Below are 17312 nucleotides of genomic sequence, written 5' to 3'. Positions count from 1 at the left end.
CATTGCTGGCTTTTTTTACATTTTTAACATTGGTTATCCAAGGTAAATAAGGTAGTGTACTCGGCCAAAATACACTGCGATGACTGCGCCCCAGCCCCGCTATAGCGTGAACTATTATTAACCGCTAAAGTAACTGGCGCGATTAAAAAAGCGTCGCACATCTCAAACGTAAACAAGAAAAACAAATCGTTGAAGGATTTATGTTGTGAATTTGTTTAAAACTAGCCTAATTGCCTTAACCTGTGGCGCATTAATGTCATGTGCCACCCAAAGCACGCTTAATACAGGCCCTAGAGATGCCAGCCCGTATATCAGCCAGTATCAGGCAAGCCTGCGATCGCAGGTAATTTCAGATGTCCGCTATGAACTGGATTTTCAACTGACAGGTGAAACAGAATTCTCTGCCAGCACTAAGGTCACTTTTCGTTTAAGTGAAGTACCAAAACAGCTGAGTTTAGATTTAAGCAAAGCCCAAATAAAACGCTTTACTATCAACGGCACTGCCGTTTACCCCAACTACAATGGTGCCTATATCAGCCTAAATCCACGTTTACTCACCTCGGGCGAGAACACGGTGGAAGTACAATTTACCCGCGCACACAGCACCAATGGCGAAGGCTTACATCGTTTCCAAGATCCTGTCGATGGAAAGGTCTATCTTTATTCCCATTTTGAACCCGCTGCTGCCCAGCAAATGTTTGCCGTATTTGACCAGCCCGATCTCAAAGCCAATTATCAAATTACCGTTACGGCCCCTAAAGATTGGCAAGTGATAAGCACGATGCGTGAAACGAGCGTCACCCCAGCAGGCGCCTTTAATCGCTGGGAGTTTCCGCAAACCCCCAAATTAAGCCCGTATAATTTTTCGATGCATGCCGGACCTTATCATATGTGGCAAGATAACTCTGGCCGCTATCCGATGCGATTATTTGCAAGGGAATCAGTGGCAAAACAAGTTACGCCAGAAGATTGGTTCACCTATACCAAACAAGGATTGACCTTCTTCGATAACTACTTTGGTATCCCTTATCCCTTTAAAAAGTATGATCAACTTCTCGTGCCTGATTTTCTCTATGGCGCAATGGAAAATGCAGGCGCAGTCACCTTTGCAGAAGATCATTTTCTTTACAAAGCTGCGATGACAGCGGATCAAAAGCAGAGTTTGGCAAGTGTTATCATGCACGAAATGGCACACCAATGGTTTGGCGATCTTGTCACCATGAAATGGTGGAATGGCCTGTGGTTAAACGAAAGTTTTGCCTCTTTTATGGGGATGCTAGCGACCCAAGAAGCAACCGAATTTACCAATACTTGGCGTAGTTTTTACGCCCAAGGTAAACAAAAAGCCTATGAACAAGACAGCTTAGTGACGACACATCCCATTGAAGTGCCTGTGGCTACCACCCAAAATGCCTTCGATAATATTGATGCCATCACCTACCAAAAGGGGGCATCGACCCTAAAGCAATTACAACACTTATTAGGTGATATGGTATTTAGGCGTGGTGTAAGCAACTACCTAAAAGAGTACAGCTATAAAAATGCGGAACTTGACGACTTTATCAATAGCCTAGCCAAAGCTGCTGGCCGTGATTTAAAGGTATGGACGCAGGAATGGCTCTATAGTGCTGGAGTCAATACCATCAAAGCCGACTATCGCTGCGAAGGTAATCGTATTACTGAATTTAATCTATTACAGTTCCCCGCCAGTGCCGACCTTCCCACATTGCGTGAACAAAAGGTTCAAGTCGCTTTATTTACTCAAGGGCGATATGACCTCAGAAATGAGATTACCGTCCCCGTCACTTATAAAGGGGCTCGTACCGAAGTCAAACAACTGGTCGGCGAACGCTGCCCCGATTTAGTGTATCCAAACTTTGATGATTGGGGCTTTGTTAAAGTAGCACTCGATGACAAATCCTTTACTACGGCAAAACAACAACTGAGTAATGTGTCAGATCCCCTGCTACGCTCCATGCTCTGGCAGAGTCTCTGGGACAGTGTGCGTGAAGGCCATTTAAGTTTAGAGCAATACCTCAGCACAGTATTTGTAAATGCACCAGCAGAGGCGGATTACACCGTTGTCGGTCAAATTATTTCGAGTCTATTGAGCTCAAAAGAATACCTCGCGCAAATCGCACCCATTCAACAAAATTATGCCGAAAATGCAGTGAAAGGCTTAACTCAAATGAGCCTTAGAAAAACCATGGAAAGCAGGGGCGATAATGATTTCCAGCGCCGTTGGTTTAATGCCTATATAAAACTGGCAAGCGATCGCGATTCACTGCGCCATCTCGCACAACTGTTAGATGGGACTTCGAAAATTAAAGGTTTAACCCTAGATCAAGATTTACGCTGGGCAATTATTACTCAGCTGAATCGCTATGACTTCCCTAATGCCTTGCAACGCTTAACTCAAGAAGCGGCAAAGGATAACTCAGACTCAGGCCAGAAAGCCGCCCTTGCAGCAGAGGTTATCCGTCCAGAAGCAACAGCCAAACGCCGCTGGTTAAGTAAAGTCCACTTAGATGCATTGCCTTTCGCTAAACAGCGTATCGTGATGGAAAACTTGTACCCTGCGGAGCAAAAACTGCTCAGTGCTGCCACGGCAGAAGAACGCTTGGCAAACCTTATCGATATGGATAAAAAGGGGCCGGTCTTTATGCGTAGCTATAGCCATAATTTGATCCCAACCGACTGCAATTACACAAGTATTGCCGCATTGGATAAAGTGCTGGATAGCCAGACAGGTTTAACCAACCTCACCCGCCGCGCCTTGCTCGAAAAGCGCCAAAGAGAACAGCAATGTGTACAAATAAAAAATAAAATGACCCATTAAGTTTGATTAAAGAACCATACTATTAAGAGGCTCCTAGGAGCCTCTTTTTATATTTGGAGATAAAGCTACATTAAAATGAGTGTCTAATTCTTAGGCTCAATCACGATCACATATCCTTTAAATATTTCGTTACCTATTAAGGCGTTGACATTTTCAGCCGCTATACTCAATAGACGTTAGAGTGCTAACGGAATATTAAGGAATGAAATATGCGATCCACACTTAAAACTCGCCTACTTTTCAGTAGTCTTTCTGCCGTTTTGATCACTGTTGCTGTGTTAGTGAGCATTTCAAGTTACTTTATTCGCAATAATGCATTAGAAAATACTCGACATGAAATCGACCAACTGGCAAACACTTTTGCTCAAGGTATCGGTTTGTGGATGCAGGATAGGAAAACGGCTATTACTAGCCTTAAAACCGTCATTCCGCAGCTAATTCCAGAATTTAAATAGTGTGATCTGGCGATCAGCTTTTCATAAAAACTACGACACCATCTTGACCGCGATCGACAGTTTTGATCTATTACTGCTATTTGACGGTCTCAAAATATGTCTACCCATCCTGTTATTAAACGCTTAGATCACCTTGGTCTCATTGCCGCCTTTTGTCACGAAATTGGCCTGCCACGGATGATAGATGCCGTTATCCCAAAATATTCTGACCACAATGTTTCTCATGGTGACGCGGTATTGGCCATGCTCCTAAATGGACTTGGCTTTCATAGCAGAACACTGCACATGTTCTCGGACTTTTTTAAGACCAAGCCTGTATCTAAGCTACTCGCCAAAGACATTGAAGCACACCACCTGACTGATGATGTACTAGGCCGCACATTAGATGCTCTATACGAAGCCGATGTCTCAGCGCTCTATCAGGTTATTGCTGAGCGTGTTGTTGATAAACTGGGCTTGACGACCGATTCTGTTCATCTTGATATCACTAGCTTCCACGTTGATGGTGAGTATGCACAAGATGAAAACACCAACGTGATTAAGCTTGTAAGAGGTTATAGTCGGGATCATAGGCCAGAGCTTAACCAAGTCGTGCTTGAACTCATCTGTGAAAACCAAGCAGGTATTCCTGTTTACATGCAAGCACTGAGTGGTAACACCAATGATGCCAAGGCATTCGCTGAAGTCACTAAAAGACACATACATTGCCTAAAAGCCGCGCAAAATAGTCGTTACTTTATCGCTGATGCCGCTTTGTACACCGAAGAAAGCATCTCCTCGCTAGATGAGCAAAATCAAAAATTCATTACCCGTGTCCCCATGACCATCAAGCTCGCAAAACAAGCACTACTTGCGCTAGAGCCAGAGCAATTAAGCACTATCGGTCATGGCTACTCAGGATGTTGGATAGACTCGGATTACGGAAAGGTCAATCAACGTTGGTTGCTCGTTCACAGTGAACAGGCCACCAAGCGGGAAGAAATCACTTTCTTCAAGAACTTAGAGAAAAACATAGCAAAAGAAATCAAAGCGTTGGAAAAGCTAAGTAAAAAACCATTCGCTTGTGAAGTTGACGCAGAATTAGCGTTTAACGATTTCAAGAAACAATGTGACTTACTTGGGTTTGAACAAGGCACTCTCATCAAACAGCCGACTTACTCTCATTCGGGCCGCCCAAAGACAGATGAAGCACCGACAGGATACCAATACTTTATCGAAGCCGCCCCCTTCACCGACCTAGAAAAAGTAAAACTGGCTAAGCTCAAAGTAGGCATGTTTATCCTCGCGACGAATGACACCGACAATGAAGCACTCACCATGGCGGCTCTTCTAGCACATTACAAATCGCAACAAAAAGTCGAGCGCGGCTTCCGTTTTCTAAAAAGCCCTGAGTTTTTAACCTCTTCCATCTTCTTGAAAAAGCCTGAGCGCATTGAAGCGTTGCTAATGATAATGACGTTGAGCTTGCTTGTTTACGCTAGTTTAGAACACAAAATCAGAGAACAACTCGCACAAACCGAAGCGTTCTTCCCAAGTATGGTAAAGAACAAGACGACCTCCAGACCGACGGCACGTTGGGTCTTCTTGCAATTCGAAGGCATAGATACGCTAGAGATTAACGGCCAAAGGTTCATCACTGGACTTCAAGATCACCAAACACAACTACTCAAATTACTCGGTAGATTCTATGAGGTAGTTTATTCCTAAATTAGCTGCGGAATGTCGGTTAAAAGAACCATAGAAGCCGATCCCAGTGTGCAAGTGACACCCTATTTGCTTCAAGCCCATAATGCGATGGGGTTTGCGCTCACTTATTTTGGCGATGAACAAGGTGAAATGTACCGCCAAGATCCTGCACTCAATACTGCAAATTACGATCCTAGAATTCGGCCTTGGTATATGGACGCTAAAGCTGCGAACGCTATGGTTATGACAGCACCTTATGTCAGCGCAACGCTGAAAAAACAAGTCGTCACTATTGCTGAGCCAGTTATAGTATCAGGCCGACTTTTCGGTGTTGCGGCGGCTAACTTAACAATCGATCAGCTAACAGATGCTGTGCAGCGCTTACAAGTACCAGGCAAAGGCTACACTGTTATGGTCGATAATGCTGGACTCATTATTAGTCACCCCAATAGCCAGCTTAATACCCAGCAAATGGATAAAATAGATAGTAATTTTACCTCTGGCTGGTTATCCAAAAACGCAAGCGCCAATACGATGGAAGAACGCTATTTAGATGGCGCAACCAAACTGGTGTATGTTGCCGCCGTTCCTTCGACCGACTGGGCGCTGATTTTCGTGATGGATAAGCAGGAGATCATGTCACAGGCAACGGATCTCGCCTGGTGGATGTCAGTGATGGGGATCGCACTTTTAATTCTATTTGGTTTGATTTTAATTGGTATTTTTAAAATTCAGTTTAAAGATCTCGAACGCGTTGCCCAAGCCCTTAATGATATTGCCGAAGGTGATGGCGACTTAACCGTACGAATTCACACCGCAAACAGTCACGATGAAATAGGGATGTTGGCTTCAGGTTTTAACCGCTTTGTGGAACGTCTTCATGGCATGATCTCCCGCATGCATAAAATTGCGGGGCAACTTGAGTATCAAGCCCAAGGCAGCAGTGCTTCTGCGACGGATAATAGTCAACGTATTGCCGTTCAGCAGGATGAAGTGACAATGGTTGCGACTGCAGTTACCGAAATGGCCAGTGCAACCGAAGAGATAGCCAGTAATGCGGAGCATACTGCGCAAACGGCACAAAATGCAGTTAGTCTTTCTAATCATGGCCAAAAACAAGTAGTACAGAGCCAGCAATCCATTCGCAACCTTGCGAATGAGGTGGAAACCGCAGGCCGTATCATAGGTGAACTTAATGAGCACTCGCAGAAGATCAACAGTATTTTGTTGACTATTAGTGGCATTGCAGAGCAAACCAACCTGCTCGCCTTAAACGCGGCGATTGAGGCTGCAAGAGCTGGCGAACAAGGTCGTGGTTTTGCCGTGGTTGCCGATGAAGTGCGCGTATTATCGCAACGAACACATTCATCAACCCAAGAAATTCAAGCCATGATCGAAACCCTACAACAAACGGCAGCCAAAGCCGTAAAATCGATGACACAAAGTCATGGAATGGCAGAAACCAGTGTTGCCGATGCCAATTCTGCTAGCGAAAGTTTATTGCAAATAAGTAAAGCGATTAATGATATTTCAGATATGGCGAGCCAAATTGCCACTGCCGCCGAGGAACAAACCTCTGTCACCAGTGAGATAAACCGCAATACAGAGTCTATTCGTGAAGTCTCTGAAAATCTCTCAATTGAGGCGCAAACCTCTATGGTTCAAGCACAAGAACTCGCCCATTTAGCGGCTTCGCTCCAACAGGAAGTAAACCGCTTTAAGCTATAAGAAAGAAAAATCTTCTGATAAAACAATGCCCGACAATGGATAACATTATCGGGCATTGTTTTAATCACTAAGTTTTAATAACTAAGTCTTATTCATTAACCAATAATTGATGCTTTAACATCAAATGTTAAATGACTTTTTTAGCATTAGTGGGGTGTAGCTCGAGCGGCAGTATCGTATCAACAAAGATAGATCTTAAACCTTGATATGCCATCTCAATACGATTACCACCGTTCTTTTTGGCCTTATACATAGCCGTATCTGCACAGGAAATCAGTTGTTTCTCATCGATACCATGTTCCGGATACATAGCAATGCCGATGCTAGGTAATATTTGAACTTGCTGATCAATAAGCTCAAAGGGTTGATTAAGTACTTGTAAAATCTTTTGAGCCGTTACTAAGGTATTTTTAGCAGAATCAACTCGTTCGAGTAAAATCACAAATTCATCGCCACCAAAACGGGCAACTGTATCAGAGGCTCTCACACAGCCAAGTATACGCTGCGCTGTCACTTGCAGTAATAAATCCCCAACACTGTGTCCATAGGTATCATTTACCCACTTAAACTTATCAAGATCCAAATACAGTAAGGAAAAATAACTCCCTTCCCGATGAGCCCGAGATAGGGCTTTTTGGAACCGATCGTAAAACAACGCTCGATTCGGTAATTGAGTTAATTGATCATACAAAGCAATATGCTCTAGGCGAGCTAGCATTTGTCGACGTTCAATAGCAAAGGCTATTTGGGTTGAAACAAACTCAACTAACTCATAATCTTGATATGTATAAGGTGCAGAAGTCGGGTCGGTATGCATCATTAACGCACCAATAACCCCTTTTTGTAACTTAAGCGGTACGCCAAGCCAGCTTAAACGGCTATTACCTAACTCGGCTGCGGCGCCTTTTGGATACTCGTTTAAGCTAATAGGGCAAAGTAATATCGATTCTGCATTTTGGATCACTTGTTCAGTAAATACGCGAAAACTTTCAATGTCTACAGCCGAGTTTTCTTGGGTGCTAACCCGATACGGAAAACTAAGCTCTTGTAAATCTTGATCATAAAGTGCAATAGCAAAATTCTCTGCAGGGAGTAACTTTGCCATAATTTGGTGAATATGTTGGTATAGTGCCAGTAAATCCTCTGTCACATGCACAGCTTCTGAGATTTCATACAAGGCCGCCTGTCTACGCTCGGCATTTTTTCTCTTCGTAATATCTCGAGCAACAGCGACACGCTGCTGATGGTCCTCTGACCAACGAGCAGACCAAAGAATATCGACTATTGAACCATCTTTTCGCACATAGCGATTTTCAAAGTCAACCTTAAAACGACCATCCATAATTTCTTTAGCTGTCGCTAACGTGCGCTCTCTATCTTCAGGTAATACAAGCTCTAGCATCTGCATACCAATCATTTCTTCTGGGGTGTAACCAAAAATTCGTTCTGCTCCTGCACTAACAAATTCAAACCGCCCCGTTTTATCGACAACACAGATCGCATCCAACAGCAGATCAATAAACTGACTTAGGGAAGTGTATTCATCATTATTCACGCAGATCTCCAATGACATCCAGAAAGCAAGTGTCTTTATTGGCTAAAAAGTTAACTAAGACATATACTTAAATCTAAATAACCTACAAATTAGCTTAACCTTATCCGTCTTTGCATAGAGTGATTTATCAACTTGTTTGCTTATTCCAACAATAACACACTATTAGAGTAGGTTAATTTGCAAAACCAATCCATTCTCTATTGGCTTTAGGTTGCCATTCACTGATATCGGCAAACAAAGATAGTCATAACAACAATACATGACTCTTTTGAACATACTAAGTTGTTTGATATAAATAGATGATTAATCCATTTTAATGATGCTAGAGATTTGCGATTGAATTCATTAAGCTCACCACCTTATCGTCCCAGACAGTTGCGTCTGGGGTTAGCGATGTGGTCACATCAAAGCTGGCAAGACAGTGTTTACGGCCATCAAACTAAAGCAACAGAACGGCTCGCACACTATGCTCATATTTTCAATTCTGTTGAAGGTAATACCAGTTTTTATGCCACTCCAGCACCACAAACCGTTTTAAATTGGCACAGTGCGACTCCCGATAATTTTCGCTTCACGTTCAAATTGCCTCAACGTATTACCCATCAGAAACAGCTTCAAGATTGTAATCAAGATCTGCGGGATTTTTTCCATATTATGGCGCCATTAATCGAGAAAACAGGCATATGGAAAATCCAACTCCCCGCTCATTTTGGGCCTGAACAACTTCCAGTATTGGCACGATTTTTAGATCACGTTCCCCAAGGATTGACCTATGGCGTCGAAGTCAGGCACTTTGCATTTTTTGCCAAAGGTGATGCAGAGCGAACACTCAATCGATTGTTAATAGATAAAAAAGTCAATCGAATCATTATGGATAGCCGACCCGTATTTGCCCTACCGCCTTTCAATGAAACCATTATTGATGCCCACAAGAAAAAACCACGAGTTCCAGTGCACCCAATAGCCACAGCGAATAATCCCGTTGTACGCTTTATCGGCCAAGCCGACGGTACGCTGGCTCTGCTGACACAACTCGGAACCACAGCTTTACCTAAGGATAATGATGCCTTTTTTACCCATTGGCTTAAGCAACTCACACTCTGGTTGAACGAAGGCCGTGAGCCCTACTTATTTATTCATACCCCAGATAATCAAACTGCACCTGAACTCGCCGCTCGTTTATATCGCAAACTGCAGCTCCACATTGCAGAGCACATTCAACTCGCCGACATCAAACTGCTTGAGAAAAAAGCAGAGGAAAAGAGTGCACAAATGGGGTTAGATTGGTGAAAACTCACAGTCAACACGATGACGGATATATACATTTTTGATGTGCTAGAGTGTGTGGACGCTTCAGGATTATTCCTGTCGCAAGTGAACTCACTTTTCTGCAAGGTAACGTCCGTGCAGTACCGTTATTCAACATAAACGGTACTCAATGCTGCACTAAATACTGCGAAATTTATCGTCAAGCTGCTGCGCACAATCCAATTATTGCATTAGCCAAACATTGCATTAGCTAAAATAAACATACCACCAGAAAGTAGAATGGTAATCGGCAGGGTAAGTAACCAAGCAAGCATGATCTGCTTAATTGTCTGGCTTTGTAAGCCCGAACGATTCGCCACCATAGTGCCCGCTACTGCGGAAGATAAAATATGGGTCGTAGAAACAGGCATACCAGTCAGACTCGCCACCCCGATGGATGCCGCGGCCGTGACCTGCGCAGCGATACCTTGGCTATAGGTCATGCCAGATGAACCAATCTTTTCACCCACGGTATACACAATTCGGCGCCAACCGACTAAGGTGCCACAACCCAATGCGGTTGCAATCGCGATAATGACCCACAAGGGAGCATATTCAGTGATGATAGTCAGATCTTTACGCCACTTGGCGAGTGAACTTAATTCTTTTTTAGGCAGTTCGAGCTTGGATACTTTACGGGCCGTATCGTCGATACAGAGCAATAAACGGCGTACTTCACGGCGCTCTTCAACCCCCATCTCTTTAAAAGTGGATACTTTGCCCAAATGACGATCGAGTTGTGACATCGCAGGTAACACTGTCTCTGCCGAGCAATGAGTCAACATATTATCGGCAACATGGATATCAGCCTTAAAATCAACCAGCTCACCAATAGCGGTCTGATTACGATCATAAATAGCCATAATACGCCGATTCGCATCCTGCGTTCTTTCTAAGTCATAGGGCTGACTATTCATATTGAGGGCAAAATATGCAGGAGCCATACAGATCAATACGAGCATGACTAGGCCAATCCCCTTTTGACCATCGTTAGAACCATGGGCAAAACTGACCCCCATGGCAGATACAATTAAGCTGACCCTCGCCCAAAATGGTGGATGCTTTTTGCCATTGATTTGGATTTGTTCATCGGGTGTTCGGTGGATTTTATGTTTTTGCCAAATCGATTTCATCAGCAGTAAAAAAAACGCTGCCATCACAAAACCTAATGTCGGAGAAATGATCAGAGACAGCATAATCTGCGTGGCTTTAGTGGTGTTTATGCCATGTAAGATCGGTTGATCGTGTAGCCATGCAAATGCTCCACCCACTCCCATTATCGAGCCTATTAAGGTATGCGAACTTGATGCAGGAATGCCAAAATACCAAGTGCCTAAGTTCCAAATAATCGCCGAAACTAAGAGGGAAAACACCATTAATAACCCTTGGGTAGAATCCATGCCTAGTAAGGAATCGACAGGTAACAAATGCACTATCGCATAAGCTACACCTAAGCCACCTAATAATACGCCCGCAAAATTAAATAGCGCAGAGGTTACAACTGCAAGATTAGCTGGCATCGCTTTAGTATAGATAACCGTTGCCACCGCATTGGCCGTGTCGTGAAAGCCATTGATAAATTCATATGCAAGTACAAACAGCACCGCTAACACTAAACCAACAGACCATCCAAAACCTAACGTCGTAAATATTTCGAACATAAATAGCTAACCTATGACAAGGACGCCACAGATTACGCCCAAGTTTGGGGTCTTTTACAGTGAAAAATTATTTAGATTGTCAAAAAGTGAATGAGTCCTCAATAACTCAGTAGCATGCTTGCAATTAACACTCGCTTGATTTTTATTCGGCCCAATGAATATCTGTGCAGCAAAAAGAGGGAACACATTGATTCGATATTAGAGAAGCCATTTAAATAGAGTGCTCGTTACCATGAGTCGTTATCCCATGATCACCTAACCGAAATCGCTGTGGCGTCATCCCAAAACGCTCCTTGAAGGCTTTGATATAGGATGAATCATTTTGATAACCAATTTGGTGGGCCACATTCTGTATTGATAGGTCAGTGGCCAATAGTGATAGCGAATAGATCAGCCGTAAATGTTGACGCCATAATACAAATGAACAACCAAACTCCCTCACAAATAACCTCGACAATGTTCGTTCCGATGCTCCAACCATCTCCCCCCATTTTACTAAAGAGAAATCTAAAGCTGGCATTTGAGTTAAGTGCTCAAAAATCAATTTTAGGCGCCTATCTTGCGGTATCAGTAACTTAAAAGTCTGCCCTCCCGCACTATTAATTTGATCGTATAACACCTCAAGCAAACGTAATATTGGCGCCGGTGTCATTGGCTCAATGTTCATTGAGGTATTTAATGCACATTGTTTTCTGAGCGTTAACACTAACTCCCTTAGAAAAGCACTCATAGCGACAGGTTTAATCGTGGCGCCATAATCTCGACCATACATAGGATTCAGATAGACGCCAATAAAGCAGGTATGAGCAATCGCAACAGACTCATGTACCACTCCTGCTGGCACAAAAAGCGCTGTGGTATGGGGAACTAAAAACAGTGCCCCATTTGCCTCTGTCTGTAACAGGCCTTGAAGCGGAAAAATAAGCTGATGCCAACAGTGCTGGTGTAAAACATCCACATACCCCTTTTGCATCTCAATCGTTTTTACAAATGAAGGCATATTAGGCGCTTGCTCAATAATGGCGTTAATCGAATCGAGTTGGCGACTTAGCATTATTACTTGTCCATATGACGTTATTCAGCCAAATAAAAGAATTGTAGCATAGCGTTATCCCACAAAAGACACAGGAACACTCAATGCATATTCATTGCATTATCCATGAAAGTTATGAAGGTCCAGGCTATTTTAGCGATTGGGCCGCAAGCAAAAACTACAGAATGAGCTTTAGCAGAGTCTATTTAGATGAATCTCTACCCGAAAATAGTGATGGTTTTGATCTGTTAATTATCCTCGGTGGCCCCCAGTCTCCCGCCACATGCCAAAGCGATTGTCCATATTTTGATAGTCAAGAAGAACAAAGACTTATCAGGCAAGCTATCCAAACAAATAAAGCCGTTGTGGGGGTTTGTCTTGGAGCACAGTTAATCGGTGAGGCATTAGGTGCCCGTTATCAAAAGAGTCCACATGCCGAGATTGGTTACTTCCCTATTGAACTGACTGCGGCAGGAAAAAGTGATATTAACCTTAAGACATTTTCGACAACTGAAGTGGTCGGCCACTGGCATAACGACATGCCTGGCCTTACGCCCGATTGCGAAGTGCTAGCCACAAGTGAAGCTTGCCCGCGGCAAATTGTACGTTACACAAATTTAGTTTTTGGATTTCAATGCCATCTTGAATTTATCAGTAGCCAATTAGCACCATTAATTGCCCAAGAAAATGCTTTTTCTTGCACACAGAAAATTCCATATATTCAAAGCCCTGAGTTCATACTGGGGCAATCAACGGCTAGGATGAATCAGTTGCTGGGACATTTTTTAGATAATCTAGTCTTAGCCTATCAAGCCGTATATACCCCTAAGTAAAAAGTGGCTAAAGCCAAAACAAAAATGCCAGCTAAGTTAGCTGGCATTTTAGATTAATGACTCACAAATCGCTTATTGCAGATGGCCCGCGTTATAGAGTTCACGATCATCCTTAGCGGGCGGATTCCACTGATACATCCAAGTCTCAGACAGTGGTTGACCATCGACTTCTAAGTAAACTCTTAGGTTAATTGGCTCAACGCTGTCCTCTGGAGGCACTACATCAAACATAGCACGATAGCCATTAATCGATGCTAAAGGACGTGCTGATTCGATTTCTACACGGCCTTGTGAGGTACTGATCACCGCTTTTACTTGAGTATCTTTGCCTAACATAGGTAAAGTGCCACCAGCAAAATCGATAACAAAGCGCTTACTGTAATATTTGCGCTTCTGACCAACCACACCACCTAAACCAGTGAAAGTATCAACAACACGGGCACGAGGTGATTGCACAGGTGGAATGCCTCCCCAATACATGTTGTAGCTATAAAGCAACTCTTGACCTGGTAAAATAGGCTCTGCAGGGTTCCAAAATGCCACTATGTTATCGAAGGTTTCATCCAGCGTTGGGATTTCCACTAGCTGTACAGAACCTTTACCCCAACTTCCCGTAGGTTCAATCCATAAACTTGGACGTTTTTCGTAGAAAACACCGTCATCCTGATAATGATCAAAATTACGATCGCGCTGCATTAAACCAAAACCTCTTGGATTTTCATCGCTATAGGCGTTGAATCGCAGATTTTCTGGGTTAGCGAGTGGACGCCAAATCCATTCGCCACTCCCTGTATGCATTGCTAAGCCATCCGAATCGTGGATCTCTTGACGCCAGTCATAACCAGTACGGCGATCGTTTTCACCCACCATATACATACTGGTTAGTGGCGCGACACCTAAACGCTCAATCGCTTTACGGGGATAAATCGCCGCATCGACTTTCATCTTCAAACGCTCACCTGGCTCAATGTCAAAACGGTAAGCGCCAGTCACACTTGGAGAATCTAACAATGCATAGACGGTGGCAATATTCGAGCCTGGTTTAGGTTTCTCTAACCAGAAATGAGTAAACATTGGAAACTCTTCAGGTTTTGGTAATGCAGTATCAACCGCCAAACCACGGGCTGATAAACCGTATTGCATCTCTTGACCTACTGCTCGGAAATAACTCGCCCCAAGGAAAGCCACCACATCACGCTGCCAATCGGTATTAAACTGCATTCTAAATCCAGCAAAACCGAGATCTTTAGGTAGCTGACTTCCTTTCACTTTAGACTTGCCGTAATCAAACATCGATGGTGAGTATTCGATAAGTTTGGCCTTACTCTCATCTAACTCATAGATATGTACTGGCGTATCAAAATACAAACCTAGGTGAAATAATTCGGCACGAAACTCAGAATCCTGATCACGCCACATTGCCGCTTTTTTCTTAAAATGGAACTGCTGGTAATCATCCCAGCTCATCCCCTGCAGGCTTTTAGGCAGTTCGCCCTTGTGACTAACATAGGACTCAGCAGCAAGTGTACGAGCATGACCCTTAAGCCATGCATAACTGAACTCTTCGCCCTCTTGCGGCGCGCTCGCCTTACCTGCAGCGCAGGCGGAAAGACTTAGCAATACACTACAGGTCAGCAATACACTGCCAACCATACGTTGCAAACGTCCACGAGTAGATTGAATTTCAACTGATGACGGCATAGCCATCAATTCACGGTTAACATTTCTTTGTTCGGGAAATAAATTGGGTTGCATAAGCAGACTCTGAATTGGTGTAACTTCCTGACACTTCGCTGCACATATAAGCAATATGCAATGACTGCCCTGTGGAGAACTGTTGATGACAATGATAACCATACCTTTATCTCCATCAGTTCGCCAGAATCTAACATAATTTCAGCACAATGGAATACGGCACGGCGGCTATTTTCAATACTGCCGTCAGTTTATGAAAATAGTATTAAAAAGGGCTACACAATGTAGCCCTTAATAAACGGTTAATCACAAACTGAATTACTTCAGATCAACAGCCACTTTACGTCTGTTATGGGCAATAATCAGCGCTACGAGGCAGATAACGCCCACCGCAATCCCCACAGGTTGGCTCAAAGATTGAGGTAAACCAAGCCCTATGCCCGCGGTAACGATATAGGAAACCGTCACACAGGTTCCAGCGATGGCAGGCAAACTCACAATCCAATGGAAAGTGCCTCTATCGAATAAATATTTCGTCGCTAGCCACAGTACACTGGTCGATAACAACATATTTGAGAAGGCAAAGTAGCGCCAAATCAATGAAAAATCGATCTTAGTCATAAAGTAAGCAATAGTAAGGATAGGTGCTGCGACTAATAAACGATTACGCATACTTTGTGGAATATTAAATGCGTCAATTATCGTTAAACGTAAGGATCTGAAAGCAGTATCTCCTGAAGTGATAGGGAATACAGCCACAGCAATAATCGCCATCACGCCGCCCAGTACACCAAGATAGGTTGTCGCCACTTGGTTAACCACTAAGCCCGGACCACCTTGATCCAGCAGGCTCTTCAGTTCAACATATCCACCTGGGAAAGCGGCAATACCCGCCGTTGCCCAGACACATGCCACAATACCTTCAGCAACCATAGCGCCATAATAAACAGGACGAACGTATTTCTCGTTGGTTAAACAGCGGGCCATAATCGGTGCTTGAGTCGAATGGAAACCACTAATTGCACCACAGGTAATAGTCACAAACAGCAGTGGCCATACAGGTAAACCATCTGGGTTAGGCTCGAGTAAGTCATTGTTATAGTGGCTATGGTCAAAATAGGCGAACACATCCCCCATTTCTGGTAACTGCGGAGCATGGAGCATTAATGCAACTGCAATTGAGGTGGTCATAACGACCATTAATAAACCAAATGCGGGATATAGCTTGGTAATAATTTTATCAATCGGCAACATAGTCGCTAAAAAGTAATAAGCTAAAATCACTAACACCCAGAAGGTATTATTACCAAAAATAGTGTCTTTAAAGTAATCGAGATTACTTAAAAGCCCCGCAGGACTCATAATAAATACCACACCCACAAAAAACAGCAACATGGCAGTAAAGAGCAGCATCACGCCTTTAAAATAGATATTAAAGTAATGGCCTGCAATTTCCGGCAGACTCTTACCATCTTCCTTAATACTGAGTACGCCCGAAAAATAATCGTGTACAGCACCGCCAATAATATTACCAAGCACAATCCACACTAAAGCAATTGGACCATAGAGAGCACCCAGAATAGGACCAAAAATTGGACCTACCCCAGCCACATTGAGGAATTGGATCAAAAACGCTTTGACGGGGTGAACAGGAACATAATCCACGCCATCTTTAAATCTGGCTTGAGGAGTCAGTGCCTTAGGATCAATACCCGCTTGGCGTTCAACAAATGGACTGTAAAACCGGTATGCAAGCGCTAACAGCACAAGACAAATGAAGAAAATTAACATTATTTAATTACCCATACTTTAGTGGGAGATGATTAAATGACGAGTTTCATTGAGTTATGCCGTGAGGTCAAGCAACTCAGCATTAGACTAAGGTAGGGTTGCTAATACGAAATCAGCTTAATCTCAGTTCAAGCAAGGCCTGAGTATCTTCGCTTTCTTTGATTTGTTGACCTGTCAAAATAAATCCCTGCCGAAAAAGTGCCCGTAACGAGGCATGATTATGCTTAGCGACATGGGCGAATAGTGGTCGAACTGAAGTGAGGGGCAAAAATACCTTCAATGCCTGAGTCGCAATGCCCTGCCCCCAGTATTCACGCCCGATCCAGTAACCGAGCAGTGACTGCCCTTTGTGTTGAAAATTGACGATATTCCCCACAAGCCTCCCGTCAACCCAAATAGCACGAGACAACACTTGCTTGCTATACAAAATATTCTGTTGCCAATGGGCAAAAAAGGCTTCGCGCTCCCGAGGTGGAAACTGAGCAAGGTGATGGGCTATGGGATCACTTTGATGGCTAAAAAATACCTCAAGATCACTGATTTCGATGGCTCGCAGATTGACGCTTTGCGTTGTTACAGAATGCATTTCTGGATCCGTTTGTGCACCGTTTCCCATTGCTTTACCTCCCTTTCTATCTCAATAAAAGACAGCATGCCACATTCTCGGTGATTAAGCTCAAGCAAAAAAATAGACGCATAACCGAGAATAAGTTAGCGTCCGAAGAGGC

General features: G+C 43.6%; 10 protein-coding genes and 2 pseudogenes. 6 read left to right on the top strand and 6 right to left on the bottom strand.

Going from position 1 to position 17312, the window contains the following annotated elements; genetic code table 11:
* Positions 1-205 precede the first annotated feature (205 nt).
* The 4 genes and pseudogenes from pepN to SPUTW3181_RS04785 form a co-directional block, all read left to right on the top strand.
* Entirely contained in the window at positions 206-2839 is a 2634-nt protein-coding gene (pepN, locus tag SPUTW3181_RS04800) for an aminopeptidase N (protein WP_011788309.1), read from the top strand.
* A gap of 209 nt (positions 2840-3048) precedes the next feature.
* A pseudogene (locus SPUTW3181_RS04795) lies at positions 3049-3267 on the top strand (methyl-accepting chemotaxis protein); the annotation flags it as partial.
* Between the two features lie 123 nt (positions 3268-3390).
* A complete protein-coding gene (locus SPUTW3181_RS04790; RefSeq protein WP_011787758.1) occupies positions 3391-5001 on the top strand; it encodes an IS1634-like element ISSpu7 family transposase in 1611 nt (536 codons plus the stop codon).
* 15 nt (positions 5002-5016) lie between these two features.
* Positions 5017-6708, top strand: a pseudogene (locus SPUTW3181_RS04785) (methyl-accepting chemotaxis protein); the annotation flags it as partial.
* 127 nt (positions 6709-6835) lie between these two features.
* Here the strand turns inward: SPUTW3181_RS04785 and SPUTW3181_RS04780 are convergent.
* Entirely contained in the window at positions 6836-8263 is a 1428-nt protein-coding gene (locus tag SPUTW3181_RS04780; protein ID WP_011788306.1) for a GGDEF domain-containing protein, read from the bottom strand.
* Between the two features lie 393 nt (positions 8264-8656).
* On the opposite strand from SPUTW3181_RS04780, the gene SPUTW3181_RS04775 reads away from it, so the two are divergent.
* Complete coding sequence (locus SPUTW3181_RS04775) at positions 8657-9553, top strand: DUF72 domain-containing protein (protein ID WP_011788305.1); 897 nt, start codon at positions 8657-8659, stop codon at positions 9551-9553.
* Positions 9554-9762: 209 nt separating this feature from the next.
* Here the strand turns inward: SPUTW3181_RS04775 and SPUTW3181_RS04770 are convergent, their stop codons facing one another.
* Positions 9763-11232 (bottom strand): inorganic phosphate transporter, encoded by a 1470-nt coding sequence (locus SPUTW3181_RS04770; protein ID WP_011788304.1) that lies wholly within the window; start codon positions 11230-11232, stop codon positions 9763-9765.
* 211 nt (positions 11233-11443) lie between these two features.
* A complete protein-coding gene (locus SPUTW3181_RS04765) occupies positions 11444-12286 on the bottom strand; it encodes an AraC family transcriptional regulator (RefSeq protein WP_011788303.1) in 843 nt (280 codons plus the stop codon).
* Between the two features lie 83 nt (positions 12287-12369).
* Between SPUTW3181_RS04765 and SPUTW3181_RS04760 the strand changes: the two genes are divergently transcribed.
* Positions 12370-13098, top strand: coding sequence for a GMP synthase (locus SPUTW3181_RS04760; protein WP_011788302.1), 729 nt, complete (start codon positions 12370-12372; stop codon positions 13096-13098).
* A 72-nt stretch (positions 13099-13170) separates the two neighbouring features.
* Here the strand turns inward: SPUTW3181_RS04760 and SPUTW3181_RS04755 are convergent, their stop codons facing one another.
* The 3 genes from SPUTW3181_RS04755 to SPUTW3181_RS04745 form a co-directional block, all read right to left on the bottom strand.
* On the bottom strand, positions 13171-14853 hold the full coding sequence (locus tag SPUTW3181_RS04755; RefSeq protein WP_041408330.1) for a glucan biosynthesis protein: 1683 nt from the start codon (positions 14851-14853) through the stop codon (positions 13171-13173).
* A 258-nt stretch (positions 14854-15111) separates the two neighbouring features.
* A complete protein-coding gene (locus tag SPUTW3181_RS04750; RefSeq protein WP_011788300.1) occupies positions 15112-16584 on the bottom strand; it encodes a carbon starvation protein A in 1473 nt (490 codons plus the stop codon).
* 112 nt (positions 16585-16696) lie between these two features.
* On the bottom strand, positions 16697-17200 hold the full coding sequence (locus tag SPUTW3181_RS04745; RefSeq protein ID WP_011788299.1) for a GNAT family N-acetyltransferase: 504 nt from the start codon (positions 17198-17200) through the stop codon (positions 16697-16699).
* Positions 17201-17312 lie beyond the last annotated feature (112 nt).

The sequence above is a fragment of the Shewanella sp. W3-18-1 genome (assembly GCF_000015185.1).
GTDB lineage: Bacteria > Pseudomonadota > Gammaproteobacteria > Enterobacterales > Shewanellaceae > Shewanella > Shewanella putrefaciens.
The sequence above is the reverse complement of the archived record's forward strand: the minus strand, read 5'-3'. Positions and strand labels throughout refer to the sequence as shown.

What these genes read in the sequence shown, in the direction of transcription:
- SPUTW3181_RS04760 (WP_011788302.1), top strand. Translation starts at nt 12,370, where the DNA reads ATGCATATTCATTGCATTATCCATGAAAGTTATGAAGGTCCAGGCTAT.
- SPUTW3181_RS04765 (WP_011788303.1), bottom strand. Translation starts at nt 12,286, where the DNA reads ATGCTAAGTCGCCAACTCGATTCGATTAACGCCATTATTGAGCAAGCG.
- SPUTW3181_RS04775 (WP_011788305.1), top strand. Translation starts at nt 8,657, where the DNA reads ATGTGGTCACATCAAAGCTGGCAAGACAGTGTTTACGGCCATCAAACT.
- SPUTW3181_RS04745 (WP_011788299.1), bottom strand. Translation starts at nt 17,200, where the DNA reads ATGGGAAACGGTGCACAAACGGATCCAGAAATGCATTCTGTAACAACG.
- SPUTW3181_RS04750 (WP_011788300.1), bottom strand. Translation starts at nt 16,584, where the DNA reads ATGTTAATTTTCTTCATTTGTCTTGTGCTGTTAGCGCTTGCATACCGG.
- SPUTW3181_RS04770 (WP_011788304.1), bottom strand. Translation starts at nt 11,232, where the DNA reads ATGTTCGAAATATTTACGACGTTAGGTTTTGGATGGTCTGTTGGTTTA.
- SPUTW3181_RS04755 (WP_041408330.1), bottom strand. Translation starts at nt 14,853, where the DNA reads ATGCAACCCAATTTATTTCCCGAACAAAGAAATGTTAACCGTGAATTG.
- SPUTW3181_RS04790 (WP_011787758.1), top strand. Translation starts at nt 3,391, where the DNA reads ATGTCTACCCATCCTGTTATTAAACGCTTAGATCACCTTGGTCTCATT.